This window comes from Chitinophaga costaii, from assembly GCF_900094705.1.
Taxonomy (GTDB): domain Bacteria; phylum Bacteroidota; class Bacteroidia; order Chitinophagales; family Chitinophagaceae; genus Chitinophaga; species Chitinophaga costaii.
This window is the reverse complement of sequence record NZ_FMAR01000005.1, coordinates 297,424-315,732: the sequence shown is the minus strand read 5'-3', so window position 1 is coordinate 315,732 and position 18,309 is coordinate 297,424. Positions and strand designations below refer to the sequence as shown.

The following is an 18,309-nucleotide window of genomic DNA, read 5'->3' as shown; positions in this document are numbered from 1 at the left end:
TGATCCTGTTTTTGTCGTTGATTAAAGGCTGATGTCCAGGCCGAGGGTGAATTTTTTCGGGATGGGGTAGCCACTACCGCTATACACGCCAAATGCGTTTACTTCTTCTGCATCCGGAACGTTTTTAGAAGCTTGCCAGATGTATACGTTATCCAGCATGCCATACACGCGGATGCGTTTCATATGCAGGCGCTCCACTACGGCAGGCGACAGGGAGTAAGACAGCGATACGTTTTTCACGCGGAAGTAATCGCCCTTTTCCAGCCACGCAGAGCTTACGGCGGCGTATTTATAACGGGTGCCGGATACGGAGCTGAGAGAAGGATATTTGGCATTATCACCGGGGTTCTGCCAATAATCAATACCGCTCAGGTCTGGCATGGCGTGCAGGCTCAGGGAGTGGTAAGGATTGGAGTTGCCGTCATCGGTGGGTACCAGTTGGGAGAGCTTACCAGCCAGGTAATCATTATAAATAGTACGGCCCGCAGTGAATACGCAGAATACATTCAGCGTAAAACCTTTGTAGCTGAATACGTTACTCCAGCCACCGGTTACTTTCGGGTTGGGATCGCCGGCTATGATGTAGTCGGTGCTATTAAGTGTACCGTCTCCATTAGTATCCTGCCAGATTGGATCGCCACCCTTAAAGGGGTAACCGTAGAAAGAGGACGTTTTGGCCGTAACCGGATTAAATGGAACGTCATCGTCTGTTTTGTAAATGCCGGTTTGTTTGAACACGTTGTATGAATTCAGGGCATGGCCTCTTCTCAACAGGTATTTATCCAGGTAGATGTCGCGGCCACCATTGGGAAGGTCGGTCACCAGGTTGGAGTTGTGCGCCAGGTTGAGGATCATTTGCCACTGGAACTTATGTTGTGGCTTAAAGATGTTGGCAATAAACTGTGCTTCAATACCCGTATTGCGGATGCCAATCGCATTGGCCGTAATGGTGGAGTAACCCGTGGTTACAGGTACAGCCAGGGTAAAGATACCACCGGTGGTTTGCTTAATGTAAGCATCGCCTACGAAGTTGAAGCGACCATCAAACATGGTGAGATCAAGGCCCACGTTGTATTGCTTGGTTTTTGCCCAGCTCAGCTTATTATTGGTCAGGCCAGCATTGTAGTTCAGGGCTACGGTGGGAACACCATTGTAAGTATAGGCCGTGTTGTTGCCGGTAACAGGGCTGGAAGAGCCGCTGAAGCTACCGTCTGCTACGGAGTAAGTATTGTAGGAGAGGTACATATCACCGCCATCTGGTTGGGCACCGTTCACACCAAAGCTGCCGCGCAGTTTCAGGAGGGTGAGCCAGTTGGCATATTTTTTCATCCAGGGCTCATCGCTGATGATCCAGCCTGCGGATACAGAGGGGAAATAACCCCAACGGTTGTCCGAACCAAAGCGGGAAGAAGCATCGGCATTAAATACGCCGGAGAGCAGGTAACGGTTTTTATAGCCATAGTTTACCCGTGCAAAACCAGTCTGGATACCGCTCTGTAACAGGTCGGTGCGGGTATCCGCCAGGTTTTTATCTACCACCGTCACCGTGTGGATCTGGTCATTGGGAATGCCGATGGCAGAAGCGCTGGTCATACGGTATTGGCTGTATTCCGTGTTCTGGCCTACCAGTACATTCAGGGTATGATCTTTACCAAACTGCGTGGAGTACTGGAGGGTATTGTACATCAGGTAGTAGAAGCTGTTGTCTTCAAAGCTGGTTGCTTCGCCGGTGCCATCCCTGCGTACGGTGCTGGGTGTGTAGGTATCGCGGCGGCTGTTGCTCACGGTGTAAGACAGCGTGGTGTTAAAGCTGAAGTGTTTGGAAATCTTCCAGTCCAGGATAGGGCTGATAGACAGGTTATTGTTAATGTTGTCGTCTGTGCTCTTGCCGGAGTCGCCAAAAATATATTCTTTATTGGCGGGCGTGAGGTAGAGCAGAGAAGTAGGCAGGTAGCTGTTGGCATAGTAACCTCCATCGAAGGCGCTGTAACTACCGGTAGACTGATTAATGGAACGCGGACGGTCCAGGCGGTAGTAACGGATCTGGGTATTAATGGTCAGGTTCTTGGCCAGGTTCAATCCCAGGGTGGTATTGAACGCATATCTTTTCAGGCCGGATTTTTTTATGATACCTTCTTCGTTGTAGTAATCCAGTCCATAACGGTAAGTCACCTTATCGCCGCCGCCGGTAATGGCCAGGTTGTAATCGCCCACATAACCAGTCTGGTACATTTGTCCCTGATAGTCATTGGCGTTATTAAAGGCCGTGTTCAAGCTATCGGTCAGGATCTGGGGCAGGTCGTCCAGGTTATCCCAACTGCCGTAGTGATTAATGAGGGCCATCTTGGCACGGCGTTCTTCGGCGCCAATCACCACTTTATCCAGTTGGGGTCTTTCCGTGAAGCCATGGTAAGTGGTGAAGTCTATTTTCGTACGGCCAGCTACGCCTTTTTTGGTGGTAATAATGATGACCCCGCCAGCACCGCGGGAGCCGTAGATGGCGGAAGCGGAAGCATCTTTAAGGATGTCTATCTGGGCAATGTCATTGATGGCGATACCGGCCAGCACGTCGGTGTTGGTACCATCGCCGTAGGCAATGGCGGCCAGGTCTTCCGTGTTTTGGGGTACCCCGTCTATCACATATAAGGGGCCGCTCAGGGCGCGGGCCTGACTGGCACGTCCGGCCGCGTCTGCCATATTATTGTTAATGCTGCGGCTCACGGCAGTATTACCACGCATCACTACATTACTTCTTACGCCAGGCTCACCGGAGAAATTCTGTACGTCCAGCCCTGGAGCGCGGCCCTGGAGCAACGCGTCGAAAGTAGGCGTAGGAATGTCGGCCATCGATTTCGGGTTCACGGAGGTAACGGCCGCCGTAACATTCCGGCGTGAGGTTTCCTGGTAACCAATCACCACCACATCACTGAGTTGCTTCTGGTCTGCTTTCAGTGAAATGCTCAGTTGCGCGTTGCCGCTTTGCGCTTTTACGGTTTGCGGCAGGTAACCGATGTAAGAGAAAGTGATGGTACTGCCTTCCGCAGCTTTAATAGAGAAAGCGCCATCTGTGTTGCTCACGGCGCCGCCCTTCGTACCCGAAACCGTAATGGTTACGCCCACGAGTCGCGTGCCATCGGCAGCATCTTTAACAACCCCCGTCACATTAATCGGAGGGCCTTGCGCTACCACCCGCATGGTGGTAAAAGAAAGTACGATCGTTAAAAGCATAAAGCCCCAACGATGGCTGTTTTTTGCAAAATTAACAGTCATGAAAATTGTGTTTTGTGAGCTGAAGAAAAGACGAAGAAATTTTTAGATAAACGGTTGAATCATTTGGCTGAAAGTGCTGAAATTTTAAATAGTTTATGACATGATAATACCAGGAGCATGTTGCATCGTTTTGCGATGTTACATACACTAAATATCCGGTCTGTGGATGATTTACAAAGGCGACTGAACGGTTGGTTGATTGCCCGGAATGCCATGCCTGGCAAACCTTAGCTACACTTTTTTACGCGCTTGAAATGATTGGCCATACGGTTTCTACATACTTCGGTTATGCTTTACCACCCATTCCAGGGAGGCGATTGGTCTTATCCTACTTGTCCTACATAACTACATAACAAACGTAGGTAATATTCAAGATTAATGCAAGCGAATTTAACAAAATTTTTTAAAAAAAATCGATTTAGCAAATCAAATTGAGGCTTAGAGTCTTGTGAAAAACGATTTAGCTAATGGTAAATGCTAAATGTTTGACTGCCAATATTGGAACATTTCCCTGTAAGATTATCTTGTTGGAGATCATAAGGAAATGTTGCCCAAGCACGCTTATTGTAGGCCGGGAAAAGTCGGCCTTGCTACCGCGTTAATTTTCCGCTGCATCCCCATTTCGCATCATGTACTGTGCTGGTGTCTGCATGTAAAGCAACCCTTAGGGGGGAGAAAGATTGACATACGTTATTGGCATCATTTCCAGGATTACCCCCCTGCAAACCGTAGTAAACTTTGCTGCGGGCAGGCAACACCTCCGGTACGTCTCCCGCAAGATCATACTGGTGTCCCTGCCGCTGGTGCAAAACATGCCCGCGCCGAACAACAATGGCCACCGCATAATTGGCGAGATTTCGTATTTTGCCGCCGCCAGGGTGTAATACCAACAATCCTAAAATACAGTTGCTTACATGTATTTATTTACCCGCATACCCCTCATCACCGCAGTTTTTATTACCTTGTCCCATCAAGCTATGGCACAAGACTCTACCCGCACCACCTACGACGGGCCTTATGTATTTTATATCGACGGCGACCTGCATGTACAGCATATCCGCGACACGACCGTACACACCGATACCCTCTCTGCCGAGATGAAACCCGGCCTGGCACTGCCAGTTATTTTCAGCGACCTGCCTGCCTGGAATTTTGAAGTACCATTACAGACGGAATTGCACAGTCCGCCAGTACAATATGCTGCTCCCGAAAAAGTACTCATCCTCTCCGATATAGAAGGCGAATTCGGGGCCTTCCGCGCCCTGCTGCTAGCCAATAAAGTGATCGATGAACAGTATAATTGGACCTTCGGCAAGGGACACCTCGTGATCGCTGGCGACCTCTTCGACCGTGGCAGTACAGTGGTGGAATACCTATGGCTGCTCTACAAACTGGAACAGGTGGCACCCCTGGATGGCGGTTATGTACACGTGATACTGGGCAATCACGATATTATGAACCTGAGCGGCGATTTCCGCTACGTGCAGCCTAAATATGCTGCCCATGCCACGCTGCTGCAGCGCAGCTACCACGACCTCTATTCCGAAAACACAGAACTGGGCCGCTGGCTACGCACTAAAAATATTGTGGAAAAAATAGGCGACCTGCTGGTCCTGCACGGCGGCGTATCCCCGGCAGTGAATGAAAGGGCTATGTCACTGGCCGATATCAACGCGAGCAGCCGCCCCTTTTACGCCACCCCCCACGCACAGGTGCCAGACAGTATGCAGCTTTTCCTGGGCCGCAACGGCCTGTTCTGGTACCGGGGCTACTTTGCCGAACCCAGGGCTTCCCAGCAAACGGTAGATAGTACCCTGCAATTGTATGGCGTGCATAAAATTGTGGTAGGGCATACGATCGTCGACAGCCTGGTGACCACCCATTACGAAGGCAAGGTGATCGCTGTGGATGTGAACCAGCACGAAGGCATTCACCAGGCCTTGCTGATAGAACGCGGCAAGTACTACCGCGTTAACGAGAAAGGCAACCGGGAGCTGCTGGATCCTAAAAAATAAACGTTTCGCAAATTAATATCACCATGCTTTTTACCATCGCACTACTGCTATTCCCACTCCGCGCCGATACCGGCTACCAAACGTACTGCAACAACCGTTTTGATTTTTGCGTGGAATATAACGCTTCCTTCCAGGGCGCCGGCGAGTCTGGCAACGAAGACGGGCAGGTGTTTTTTAGCCCGGATAAAAAGGCCAGCCTGTCTGCCTGGGGCAACCTCCTGCTGGAAGATACAGACGCCGATCCGGCCACCGATAAGGTTACCATGAGCTACGCCGCTAGCAAGGCCGCCAAAGACCTGCGTACGGTTACCTACAAAAGCGTACACGATACCTGGTTCATTCTCTCCGGCACCGATGCCAAAGGAAATATCGTGTACGAAAAGAAAACCCTCCGCAAAATTGCCTACCTGGGAGATGCAACGCCCCAAACCATGGTGTGGCACACCTTCGTGTATAAGTACCCCGCCGCACAGCAGGCTGTATATGGAGGGTTTTGTGCCAAAGTGGCCCAGTTTAAATAAGCCGGAACACCCTGCACCGCTTCATTGCATTTTCACCACGTTTTTTATATTTTACGGACCATGTTGCAGGAGGAAGATAACCGGTTGTATTGGGAGCAGGTCCGGAACGGTGACAAGGAGGCGCTGTTTGGGCTGTACAACAACACCTATTTTCATTTGCTGCGTTTCGGCCTGAAATGCTGCGCAGACGACGAGCTGGTAAAGGATTGTGTGAACCAACTATTCCTGAGCCTATGGGATAAGCGCGCCCGCCTGCCCGCCGTGGAGCAAGTGCGGGCTTATTTATTTACCGCCCTGCGCAACGCCCTTCTCGACCAGCAAACCTACCAGGCCCGCCAGGGCGCTGCCGCCCGCAATATGGCCAGCGAAGCAGAAGGCAGCGAATTATCTTATGAAGAGATCATCATCCGCGTGCAGCATGATGAGGAGCTGAAGCGCAAGCTGCACCTGGCCTTGCAGTTACTCACCCCCCGCCAGACGGAGCTTATACGCCTCAAATTTTTTGAAGGCTTGAGTTATGAACAGATCGCCGCCCAAACAGAGCAGACGATTAAAACGGCGTATAATACGGTGTATGATGCGATCAAGGTGTTGCGGCATGCGCTGAAGTAGATAATTTTTCCCCAAACAGTTGTTGCTAGGTATATCGTAAAAGGCTGTTTTTTATATTCCACTTTCTGCTGTTAATAATTTAGTATCCTGCTTTGGCCTCGCTGCATTATTTTATCCTTGCAAGGGATAACTTCTTTGAAAATCCATCGCTAAAAGATAATAGCGCGAAGTGTCTTAAGAAAGCTTCCAACAAAAACAAAAAAAAAGGCCCCCCATCCTTAGGAAAAGCGCAACATTCCTCCGTCTATATTACAAATGCATTCCATGGACTTCTCCCAATACAGCATAGAGGATTTCGTTTGCGACGAAAGCTTCCAGTCATATTGTACCGGCGCAAACCCGGCACAGGTGCTGTTCTGGGAGGCTTTCGCCGCAGAGCACCCTGCGCGCCAGGCAGACATGGACACCGCTAAACAACTGGTGCAAATCCTAACAGCCCACCAAGGCAACCGGCTGGAACAGCTACAACAGCTTCGCCAGGGCATGGCCCAAAGCGCCCGGTTGCAAACCTTGCTCGCCGCGCGCCTGCCAGACCAAGCATCCGCCCTTCCCGCGCGCCGCCGCTACCGCGCAGTAACTGCCGTTGCAGCAGCTATAATCGTGCTCGTAGTGAGTGTGGCTACTTTTAAATACGTAACAACCCAGCCTTCTCAACCTATCGCCCACTTTAGCGTTCTTACGTTTGCTGCTGGCAGCGCCCCGCGTAAAACGGTGGTGCTGCCCGATGGCAGCGTGATCACCCTGCGCAGTCAGAGCAAAGCCGTGTTGGATACCGGCTTCAATCAAAGCAACCGCACCCTAACCCTGGAAGGAGAGGCCTTCTTTGATGTGAAGCAGGATGCCGCCCACCCCTTCATTGTACATACGCAGCAAGCAGCCATCACCGTGCTGGGTACCCAGTTCAACGTGCGTGCATGGCCGGGCAAGGGTGCCACCGAAACGGCCCTCTTTCGCGGACAGGTGTCTGTATTGGCCAATGGTGCCACTACGCCGCCCGTATTGCTGGCACCCCATGAAAAACTGGTAGTGGAAAACATACCCGCTTCCCCCGCAAAAAGGGCGGCCAATCAGCCGATGAAAGTGCTGCCATTGAACGGCAGGACCGCACAGGAAAATGCATGGGTGCATAGCCGCCTGGAAATAGAGAATGAACCACTGAAAGCTATCGCTGCCAAACTGGAAAAATGGTATGGCATCCCCATTGTTTTTGAAGGGGATGAGGTGCAGCAATACCGCTACAGTGGCACTTTTGACAGTGAAAGTATTGTAGAGGCATTGAAGGCGCTGCAATTATCCTATGCCTTCAGTTTTAAAATGGAACATGGCAAAATCATCATCCGGAAGTAAGCAATAATACCTGTAACATACATATCAACCAAATACTCATACCTGTCTTCCAAAAAAACACAGGGGCAATGCGCCAACATTGCCCCCGTTAAGGTAGGTCCGGGAAAATGCAATAAGGATTATTCATTTCACTAAACCCAACCAAATTTATGCGAAAAATCGCTGTTTGTCGCCGGGAACTTCACTCCCGCCGGGCGAGGCAATTCCTCTTGACTATGAAATTGACATCGCTTTTGCTTTTAGTGGCCTGTATGCAGGTTGTAGCCAAAGGGTACGCGCAGGAAAAAATTACCCTGCGGCTGCAAAATGCAGGCATTATTCAGGTTCTCAAAGCTGTGGAGCAACAAACGGACTACCGTTTCGTGTACCACAACGAAAGCCTGGCTGCCGCGCCCCGCGTTACGGTGAGCGCCCATGCCGCTTCGCTGGAGGAGGTGTTGCGACAGGCATTTGCCGGCACACAGCTTACCTATGCCCTCAAAGAAAATGGCCTGGTAGTGCTGTATGCCAATGCCAGCAAAATGCAAGACCATATTATTCGCGGTAAGGTAACGGGCGCAGACAACCTGCCCCTGCCGGGTGTAACGGTACGCGTTACCGGCACCAATACCGGCGCGGTAACGGATGCCAGTGGCCACTATGTGCTCACGCTGCCGGAAGACGCCAAAACACTAGACTTCACGCTGGTGGGCTATGTCAAACAACAACTGGCCATCGGCAGCCGCACGGTGCTGGATGTACAGATGGAGGTAGATGTGCAAACATTGAACAGTATAACGGTTACCGGCTATACGAATTATACCCGCGATAAATCGGTGAGCGCCACCGCTGTGGTGGGGGAAGATAAGATTGCCGAAGTACCCATGGCTACGTTCGATAACATCTTGCAAGCCCGGGTACCCGGGCTGGTGGTGACTTCCGGCTCCGGACAGCCCGGCACCAGTGCCAACGTGGTGCTGCGGGGCGTAGGTACGCTGGCGGGCAATTCGCAGTTGCTCTACGTGCTGGATGGTGTACCTATTGAACCGGATTACCTGCAAGGCATTAACCCCAATGATATAGCCTCGGTAACGGTGTTGAAAGACGCCGCCTCCACCGCCCTTTATGGATCGCGGGGTGCCAATGGGGTGCTGGTTATCACCACCCGCAAAGGAAAGGCTGGCAAGCCTACCCTGGAATACCGCTCCCAATACGGCTTTTCAGACCTGCCTACCGCACACTATGGTATGATGAACACACAGCAACGCCTGGAGTTTGAACACCAGGTAGGCTTGGAACAAGGCCAGGACCTGGGGGCCGGTTGGGAATATTCCCGCGATAACCCGGACAATGAAAACCTTACTGCCGAGGAGCTTGCGGTGCTGGATCACAAGTTAGACAGTGTTCGTAAAATCAATACCGACTGGCGCAAAGTACTGCTGCAAAAAGGCCAGTTCTCCCAGCAACAAATGGCCCTTAGCGGGGGCAACGACCAGGTGCGTTTTTATACCTCCCTGGATTATTACAAACAAAACGGCCTCGTAAAAAGATCGGGCTTGGAACGGTATACTTTTAAGCATAACATGGATTTTAACCTGGATCGTTTTACGGGCAATATTAACTTGAGCGTAGGGTATGCCAACAGTCGCTACATATCCCGCGAGGGCAGTAGTAAGGTGGCCAATCCGGTAGCATCCACCTTTTATGCCTTGCCCTATGAATCGCCTTACGCGCCAGATGGCACGCTGATCACTTCCGATATTGCCAGCGATTATGGCGCCATTGGCGACCGGGAAGGCAGCAACGCGTTAGACCAGATACTCAATGCAACCAGCAAAGAAGGACAATTAAAAGGCCTGCTTAGCGGTGCTTTTAACTACCGCATTGCCAACGGCCTGGTGGCCAAGACCCGTTTGGGAATAGACTACCGCGATATTGTATCCGAAAGATTTGTGAACCCCGACAGCCATGCCGGCCGCAGTGTAGATAAAGGCGGGGAAGGCAGCTACGGCGAAGGTCTGAGCCGCAACACGGCACTGATCTCTACCTCCGGTTTAACGTATGCCAATATCTTTGCTCAAAAACACGACCTGGAAGTATCCGCTTACTTCGAATACAACCAGCGCCGCCTGCATCGCTTTAATTACACGGGCTATGGCCTGGACGAACGCCTGCCTTATTCTGCCGGCGCCATCACGCCCGGAACGCCAGACAATGCTTTTATTCCCGATGTAAGTGGCTCCCGCACTGCTTACGGTCTGGTGTCTTACATGGCCCTGGGCCGTTATACCTTCCATGAAAAATACACGGTGAATGCAAGCCTGCGTTACGATGGTTCCTCCACCGTACCGGTAGACCAGCGCTGGCACCCGTTTTATGCTGTGGGCCTGGGATGGGAAGCAAAGAAGGAAGATTTTTTGAAGAACGTAACCACCATCAACGACCTGCGTTTCCGCGCCAGTTACGGTACAGTGGCCAGTCCCTTTGGCAGTGCATATGGTTACTTTGCCTCCTTTGGTACTACCACTTACGGAGGCATTCCTGCACAGGTACCCGTGGCACCAGGCTATCCGCAGTATGATTGGGAATATGCCCGCGAGCTAAACATAGGGGTAGACCTGGGCCTGTTTAATAACCGCCTCCGACTGGTGGCCGATGTGTACAATAAGAAAACCTACAACCTATTTGTAGAGCAGCCCCTGTCGCTTACCTCCGGCTTTGAAAGCCTGTTGCTCAACGTAGGCGCCATGCGCAACCGGGGAGTGGAAGCAGATCTGCAGGGCGATATCATCCGCCACCGCAACTTTAAATGGCAGGTGGGTGTAAACGTAGGATATAATAAAAATAAGATCACCGACCTGGGTAAAACCGGTGAATTTCTCTACGGCAGCAACTCCACTGTACTCATTCGTGAAGGCCTGCCCTATGGTACCCAATACGCCCCTAAATGGGCGGGCGTAGACCCCGAAACCGGCAGGGGCCTTTACTATGATCACGATGGAAAAGTGTCTACCGATTATGACGATGTAAATCAAAACTTCACCCTGGGCAGTTATATTCCCGCACTCACCGGCGGATTTAATACCAGCCTTACCTGGAAAGGATTGTACGGCAGCGCGCTCTTTGCCTTCACCGGCCATCACATGCGCTACAACAACGAAGATTATTATAACGAAAACGAAAAATACAACACCAGCAACCAAACCACCCGCGAGTTATACCACCGCTGGCGCAAGGAAGGCGATCATGCCATCCTGCCCAGCCTCGATTACTCCCGTCATTATTCCAGCCTGGATATACAGGAAGCACGCTACCTGCGCCTGCGCAATGTGAGCATTGGCTACCACCTGCCCAAAAACCTGCTGGCCCGCTGGGGCAACGGGTTTATTAAAGATGTAAACATTTACGTGCAGGGCCAGAACCTGGTTACCTGGACCAAATGGAAAGGCTTTGATCCAGAAAACAGCGACAACGAAGCCCTCTTTGCCTACCCGAATCCTAAGACCTACACGGCTGGTTTAAATCTTAACTTTTAATGCTGCAGCACATGAAACTTAAATATATTTTATTGTATTGCGTAGGTGCGTTCACGTTAGTTATTTGCGCCTGTTCCGGTAAGTTGGATTTAAAACCTACTGATGAACTGGATGCCTCCACCGCCTACAAAACCGTAACAGACCTGAACAAAGGCCTGCTCGGCGCATATGCAGGCGTGAGCTTTGCCTACATCCGCAACTCCGCCCTCACCAGCGACGAATGTACCCTGCCGGCCGATAATACCTCCGGTCGCAATATCGATACCTACCGCTGGCAGAACGATGCCTCCAATACCACCATCACCGCGCCTTGGGAGCAGAACTATATCGTGATAGACCGCCTGAACCGCGTACTGGCTGCGGCAGACAACATTAACCTGAAAGCCGGTGAGGAAGCGCTGCGCAATCAATACAAGGCAGAACTGCTGGCCCTGCGCGCTTATTGCCACTTCGACCTGCTGCGCAATTTTGCTGAAGCCTATCACACCGGCGCCCTGGGTGTGCCTTACATGTTTTCCGCTGGCATTGGTTCGCCTGCGCGGGATAATTATGAAATAGTGTTGCAGGACATTCATGCCGACCTGGCCGCCGCCAAAGCCCTGATGCCCGCCGACTTTACCGATGTAACCCGCATTACAGCCCCGGCTATCAGCGCCATACAGGCCAGGGTAGCGCTCTATAACCAGGAGTGGGACAGTGCCCGCCTATATAGCACAGAGGCTATCAACGCCGTACCGCTGGCCACTAAAGCATCCTATGGACAGATATGGCTGGACCAGGGAACGGAGGAAGTGATCTGGAAAAATAAACGCACCACCGACGACGCGCTTTATATTGGCGATATCTTTTATGATTATGGCAATGGCGTAGCCTTGTACGTGCCTTCTTTTGAATTACTGGATAAGTTCGATAAAGACAACGATATCCGTTTCCCCTGGGTGGCCCTGGAAAACCCGGACAACACCCCCGGCCTGGCACCTTACATCGTGAATAAATACCAGCCCGAAGCCAGCGTGGTAAACCTGGCAGACAGCAAATTATTCCGCACCGGCGAAATGTATTTGATCCGCGCCGAAGCACGCGCCGAACTGGACGACCTGGCCGGTGCCGCTGCCGATCTGAATGCCCTGAGAGCCGCCCGCATCAATGGTTATACACCGGTGTCGCTGCCGGATAGATCCAGCGCCATCGACGCTATTTATGCAGAACGTTTTAAAGAGCTGGCCTTTGAAGGCCACCGCTATTACGATCTGCGCCGCCGCAATCTTACCATCACCCGCGAGCCGGCAGATGTAGTTAACGCCGCCGGCGCCATAACCCTGCAACCCACCGACAAAGGATATATTTATCCCATTCCCGATGCGGAAATGAAGGCGAATAAAAACATGCAACAAAATCCTTAATGCAACGGAAAGATGTATTACCTGCTATGCAATGCAGGCGTAACCAATGCCAGTTATCCACTGCTGTAATTGCTGTAATGATCAACATACTTTCATAGCATACCGCCGCTTGCATAGTACGGGATACGTCGTCAAAAAATAACAAACCATGAAATGCCTGCTTATCAGTTTTGCAATACTTATTTCATTACCCATTGTGGCCCAGCGCAGACCTGCTTCAGTAGGGGTGCTGGGCGATACCGCCGATGTGCAAACGCCCACCCGGGGCGGGCTGGCACTGATAGGTGGCGGGGGCAACGTGCGGGGTGCATTCCAATGGATGCTGCAACGCAGCGGTGGTGGCGATGTAGTAGTACTGCGCGCCACCGGCAACGATAGTTATAACTACGACATCGATAGCGTAGGGAAAGTAAATTCCGTAGAAACCTTGGTGATCAACAGCCGCGCACTGGCAGATAATGATACCGTGGCCCGCATTATCCGCAACGCGGAAATGCTGTTTATTGCCGGCGGCGATCAGTCTAACTATTACCGCTATTGGAAAAATACTAAAACCAGCGCGGCCATCGATTACCTGATGAACGTAAAACAGGTGCCGGTAGGCGGTACCAGCGCCGGCTGCGCATCGCTAAGCGGTTTCTTTTACAGCGGCGATATCAGCGCCGTATCGGCCAAAGTATTAAACAACCCGTTTGATAGCAGCGTTACCCTTCATCAAAATGATTTCCTGCATCCGCCGTTTTTATCCAACGTACTCACCGATCAGCATTATGTAACGCGCAAACGCGCGGGGAGGCACGTTACCTTCCTGAGCCGCATTATTACCGATTGGCAGGTATTCCCCTACGGCATAGCGCCCGATGAAAGAACGGCGGTATGTATCGACGAAAAAGGACAGGCTACCGTGATAGGGGAGAACAAGGCCTACTTTATCCTTACCGATGCCCGCAAGGCCCCCGAGCGCTGCCAGCCAGGACAACCCCTGCAATGGGAGCAGCACCAGCATGCGCTGAAAGTATATGAAATACAGGCCAGTCCCACCGGCCATGGGCATTTCAGCGTAGCAAACTTCCGGGAAAACCAGGCCCGGGGCGGCCAGTGGTACTGGTGGTGGGTAAAAGATGGGATATTGCATACACAGTTAAAAAATTAGCACCACTATGAAGCGTATTTTCATTTGGATAAACTTACTACTGCTCCCGGCTACCGCCGTGCGCGCGCAGGAGAAACGCTATGCCATGGTGATACATGGCGGGGCCGGCACCATCCTGCAAAAAAACATGACGCCGGAAAAGGAAGCCGCTTATAAGGCCGCCCTTACCCTGGCTTTACAAACGGGATACAACCTGTTGAAAAGCGGCCATAGCAGCCTGGATGCCGTGGAAGCGGCGGTGAAAATGTTGGAAGATAACCCGCTGTTCAACGCCGGCAAAGGCTCTGTATTCACCCACGATGGACGCAACGAAATGGACGCCGCCATCATGAACGGTAAAACTCTGCAAGCGGGTGCCGTGGCCGGCGTTACTAATATTAAAAACCCGGTAAGTGCGGCCCGTGCCGTGATGGAAAAATCGGAACATGTACTGCTCACTGGCCCCGGTGCAGAACAATTTGCCAAAGAAGCTGGCCTGGAAATAGTAGACCCCGCCTACTTCCGCACCGAAGAGCGCTGGAAGCAATTGCAGGAAGCCCTGCACGACGATTCCATCAAAGCAACCCAGGCACATGCGCTGAACGACAAACTGGGCATCCGCAACCGGGATTATAAATTTGGCACTGTGGGCGCCGTAGCCCTGGATCACGCGGGCAACCTGGCCGCCGCCACCAGCACCGGCGGCATGACGGACAAAAAATATGGCCGCGTGGGCGATTCACCCATCATTGGCGCCGGCACATATGCCAATAATAACACCGTGGCCGTATCCTGCACCGGCTGGGGCGAATTTTATATCCGCAACGTAGTAGCCTACGACCTGAGCGCGCAAATGGAATACAAGGGCCTGGGCGTAGCGGCCGCCGGGCAGTCGGTGATTCGTAAGGTAGGAACCCTGGGCGGCGATGGCGGGCTCATTGCGCTGGATAAGCAAGGGCATATGGCCATGCCCTTCAATACCGAAGGCATGTACCGGGGCGCTATTACGCAGGATGGCAAGATTGAGGTATACATCTATAAATAAACAAAACGCTGGCTTCATTAGTGCGGTGAAATGCCTTGTTTAGCCAGCGCGCTATTAAGAGTTAATATAGCCGAGTATTACCCCCGTGGTACGCTTTAAAGCATACCCGGTAAATTCACCATTTCCCATGACTCCCCGATCCATTACGGCTAATTTATAAGCGATCATAAAATATTTAAAATCAAATTGCAGTACCCTTTTAAACTCAAAAATAATCACATAGAAATTCCATAGAATTATGCTAATGTATACAGCTTAATAATGTCAAGTTTCGGGTAATTCATTCCGGATAGTATAAAATATTTAATGATCCGATACGACAACCGGTTTTTGCACTTCGCCTGTTTTGCGTTTTTTGATAGTAATGATCACGAGCGGAATACAGCAGGCGTTCGTGATTGCTAGCAGCAGAAAAGCATCCATATAACTCATTAGGTAGGTTTGCCGGACAACCGTATTTTCCAGGGCAGCCATGGATTGTTGCATGGCCTTCAGATAACTGGCACCATGCGCCATCATATTGCTGACAATCCCGTGTATGCGCTGTTGCGTTGCAAGGTCGCTAGCTGTTACATGGGTAATCAATGCCGTGCGGTTATTCGCTGCCCGGTTAGCAATGTAAGTGTTGATCAGCGCAATGCCGAAAGATCCGCCCATTTGGCGCATCATGTTATTAAGCGCGGCACCCTGAGGAATATCCTGCGGCTTCAGTTCAGAAACAGCAAGTGCCGTAAGCGGAACGATCAAGAGCGCTGCACCCAAACCGCGAAACACTAATGGAATAAAAAAATAAGCGCTGCCAGTCTCCAAGTTCGATTTGGACATTAAAAATCCAAAGACAGCCGAGAACAGGAAGCCGGTAATAATTAGAAACTGTGGCCGGATGCCGCTCTGCAATATTTTACCCAAGAATGGAGAGATCACCGCAGCCATTAATGTCCCTGGCAGCAACATGGTGCCTGTTTGAAAGGCTGAATAACCAATGATGCGCTGCGCGTATAAAGGGAATACGAAGACCGCGCTAAATAGACCGAAGCCGAGCACAAAGGTCATGATGGCGGAAAGAGATAACGTTGCGCTTTTCAACACCCGCAGGTTAATAACCGGAAATTCAATGCGCAGTTCCCACCAGATCAATAGCGCAAGTGCGAAGCCGGCCAGAACAGTCAATACGATAATATAGGTAGCAGCAAACCAATCATCCGTTTCACCACGCTCCAAAACAATCTGCAGTGCACCGACGCCTACTGCCAGCAAAAATATCCCGAACCAGTCTATCGATCTGTTGTCTGTGGATGCATTTGTGGGGCGGAGATATAGGAAGGAAAGGAGTGCCGCCATCAGTCCAATGGGAATATTGACATAGAATATCCATTGCCAGCTCATGTTGTCAACAATATAGCCGCCCATAACCGGTCCGATGGAGGGGCCTATGATTACGCCCAGACTGAATATGCCACTGGCAAGGCCCCGTTCTTTTGGAGGAAATGTTTCAAAAAGGATAGCCTGGGAGGTCGATAGCAGTGCGCCCCCGCCTATGCCTTGCAGAAACCGGAAAGCCACCAGTTCCCAAAGGTTGCCAGAGCATCCGCAAAGCGCAGAGGCGATAGTAAACAGCAAAATAGAACCAATATAGTACTGCTTTCGGCCTATTTTTTCCGCCAGGAAACTGGTCATCGGAATAATGATCACATTCGCGATCGCATAAGAAGTAATCACCCATGCAGTATCTTCCAGTGATGCGCCAAGGTTTCCGCTCATAGTATTAATCGATACATTAACGATGGTCGTGTCTATAAGTTCGATGATAGTGGAAGTGATGATCGTGACAACAATTATCCATTTTCTAAAACCTGTTTCCATTGTAGCTTAATTATAATGTTTGTAACTTCGTGACAAAGTTAAACTAGTTATTGTAATTTAGTTACAATCATTGTCATGTAATTACAATTTATGTTATGGGAGAAAAAAAAATAAATACTGCTGATATGAACATCCTGACGGATGTTAATTTCCTAGTATCCGTTATTGTAGCGATCGGTGAAGTTGCCAATATTACAGGTGTCCCGCAACGCAAAATCCGCTACTGGGATGAAAAAGGGTATATTGAGCCGGTAGACAAAACGGCCACTTATCGCCAATACGATTACCTGAATATCAAGCGCATCGTGCTTATCAAAGAGTTGTTGGATGAGGGGTTCACGCTGGAAACGGCCGCTAAAAAAGTGGTTGAGCGTTGCGCTAAGGTGGAAGAGGTTTTTCAAAGGCTCAAAAATCAATCTTCCTGATTATCTAATTGCCCTTAATTATGCAGTTTCTTAAGGTTGATCCTATGGTTTAGGATGGCCTTTTTCATTTTTGATTGCTTGCCAGATCATTTTCTGCATTTATATTTTTAGACATTCGGGGATCGCCGCAGTACAAATTTTTGTGATAGGACATGAATTCAGGCTTGTTGGCAGAAAAGCGGCCTTTATTTTCCAAAGATCAGGTTGCCTCCTCCGAAAAGGCCTAACTTCTTTCTAGGTAGCCCCAATCCACTGGCATGTTATTACCGTACATAAACAATAGCATGACTGCCACCAACAGATTGCAAGCACTGCAAGGGCATATTGATATAAAATGGATCATACTAAACTGCGGTTATCAACAAGCCTTGCCTAAAAGTTAACTCCCGGTTAACGGTTTTTTTTTCTCCTGAAAGCAGGATGAACTTTATTATCTTGAGCGTAGAAATGGATCTAATTACACAAGCAAACACTACAAAATGATGCCAAGCGATTTCCCTAATTGCTTATTTTGCTAAACCGGGATGCTAAAAACAGCACCTGTACACACAGATTGTCATATTAATATTTTCCATTATGTTGAATCTGGATCTGCTGGATGATTCACAAATACTGGAGGCGGTAGCGGGGCATAACGAAGCGGCATTTTCGCTGTTATACAAGCGTTATCAGCAAAAGGTCTATGCGACCGCCTACTTTCTGCTGCGCGACGAAACGGAAGCGCACGACTTAATGCAGGATGTATTCTGGACTATCTGGGAAAAAAGGCGCGATATAGACCCGGACCGTCCCTTTCAGCCTTACATCCTTACCATTACCCGGAATAAATCTACCAACCGCCTGAAACGCGCAAAATTATTGCAGCGTACCAAGCATAATTATAAATATGTGAAAGACAGCACGGAAACGCAGCGACCTGGTATAGAACTGTCTGAACTGGCAGCCCAGATCCGTTCCGCTATTGCCGACATCCCGGCCCCTGCCGCCCGGCGGGCCTTTGAACTTTCCTACCTGGAAAACAAATCACAAAAGGAAATTGCCGATGAAATGAACATCAGTCTCGGCACCGTTAAAAATCAGGTCAGTCGTGCCCTGAAAGTGGTGCGCGAAAAATTAAGTAACATTAACAAATAGCGCGTGTTACTTATCGCCACTTTTTTT

The 18,309-nt window shown here is 50.4% G+C and carries 13 protein-coding genes; 11 read left to right on the top strand and 2 right to left on the bottom strand.

The window, feature by feature from the left end:
• Positions 1 to 21: 21 nt before the first annotated feature.
• Entirely contained in the window at positions 22 to 3,270 is a 3,249-nt protein-coding gene (locus GA0116948_RS09970) for a SusC/RagA family TonB-linked outer membrane protein (protein ID WP_089711629.1), read from the bottom strand.
• 680 nt (positions 3,271 to 3,950) lie between these two features.
• On the opposite strand from GA0116948_RS09970, the gene GA0116948_RS09965 reads away from it, so the two are divergent.
• The 9 genes from GA0116948_RS09965 to GA0116948_RS09925 all read left to right on the top strand — a co-directional run bounded on the left by GA0116948_RS09965 (position 3,951) and on the right by GA0116948_RS09925 (position 14,860).
• Positions 3,951 to 4,154: a hypothetical protein gene (locus tag GA0116948_RS09965; protein ID WP_089711627.1), complete on the top strand. Its 204-nt coding sequence runs from the start codon at positions 3,951 to 3,953 to the stop codon at positions 4,152 to 4,154.
• A 30-nt stretch (positions 4,155 to 4,184) separates the two neighbouring features.
• Positions 4,185 to 5,285, top strand: a complete 1,101-nt coding sequence (locus tag GA0116948_RS09960; RefSeq protein ID WP_089711624.1) for a metallophosphoesterase — start codon at positions 4,185 to 4,187, stop codon at positions 5,283 to 5,285.
• A gap of 23 nt (positions 5,286 to 5,308) precedes the next feature.
• The gene (locus tag GA0116948_RS09955; protein ID WP_089711622.1) at positions 5,309 to 5,806 is read left to right on the top strand and encodes a hypothetical protein; all 498 of its coding nucleotides are present in this window, start codon (positions 5,309 to 5,311) and stop codon (positions 5,804 to 5,806) included.
• 60 nt (positions 5,807 to 5,866) lie between these two features.
• Positions 5,867 to 6,418 (top strand): RNA polymerase sigma factor, encoded by a 552-nt coding sequence (locus tag GA0116948_RS09950; protein ID WP_089711620.1) that lies wholly within the window; start codon positions 5,867 to 5,869, stop codon positions 6,416 to 6,418.
• Positions 6,419 to 6,682: 264 nt separating this feature from the next.
• Positions 6,683 to 7,765, top strand: a complete 1,083-nt coding sequence (locus tag GA0116948_RS09945; RefSeq protein WP_165798428.1) for a FecR family protein — start codon at positions 6,683 to 6,685, stop codon at positions 7,763 to 7,765.
• 215 nt (positions 7,766 to 7,980) lie between these two features.
• Positions 7,981 to 11,280 carry a SusC/RagA family TonB-linked outer membrane protein gene (locus tag GA0116948_RS09940; protein ID WP_089711617.1) on the top strand — a complete coding sequence of 1,100 codons (3,300 nt, stop codon included), beginning with the start codon at positions 7,981 to 7,983 and terminating at the stop codon, positions 11,278 to 11,280.
• Positions 11,281 to 11,291: 11 nt separating this feature from the next.
• Positions 11,292 to 12,683, top strand: a complete 1,392-nt coding sequence (locus GA0116948_RS09935) for a RagB/SusD family nutrient uptake outer membrane protein (protein WP_089711777.1) — start codon at positions 11,292 to 11,294, stop codon at positions 12,681 to 12,683.
• Positions 12,684 to 12,831: 148 nt separating this feature from the next.
• Entirely contained in the window at positions 12,832 to 13,836 is a 1,005-nt protein-coding gene (locus tag GA0116948_RS09930) for a cyanophycinase (protein WP_089711614.1), read from the top strand.
• 7 nt (positions 13,837 to 13,843) lie between these two features.
• The gene (locus GA0116948_RS09925; RefSeq protein ID WP_089711612.1) at positions 13,844 to 14,860 is read left to right on the top strand and encodes an isoaspartyl peptidase/L-asparaginase family protein; all 1,017 of its coding nucleotides are present in this window, start codon (positions 13,844 to 13,846) and stop codon (positions 14,858 to 14,860) included.
• A gap of 303 nt (positions 14,861 to 15,163) precedes the next feature.
• On the opposite strand, the gene GA0116948_RS09920 is transcribed toward GA0116948_RS09925, so the two are convergent.
• Positions 15,164 to 16,723, bottom strand: a complete 1,560-nt coding sequence (locus tag GA0116948_RS09920; RefSeq protein WP_089711610.1) for a DHA2 family efflux MFS transporter permease subunit — start codon at positions 16,721 to 16,723, stop codon at positions 15,164 to 15,166.
• 95 nt (positions 16,724 to 16,818) lie between these two features.
• Here GA0116948_RS09920 and GA0116948_RS09915 point away from each other — a divergent pair, with 95 nt between their 5' ends.
• A complete protein-coding gene (locus tag GA0116948_RS09915) occupies positions 16,819 to 17,148 on the top strand; it encodes a MerR family transcriptional regulator (RefSeq protein ID WP_205686111.1) in 330 nt (109 codons plus the stop codon).
• Positions 17,149 to 17,724: 576 nt separating this feature from the next.
• Positions 17,725 to 18,282: an RNA polymerase sigma factor gene (locus tag GA0116948_RS09910; RefSeq protein WP_089711608.1), complete on the top strand. Its 558-nt coding sequence runs from the start codon at positions 17,725 to 17,727 to the stop codon at positions 18,280 to 18,282.
• Positions 18,283 to 18,309 lie beyond the last annotated feature (27 nt).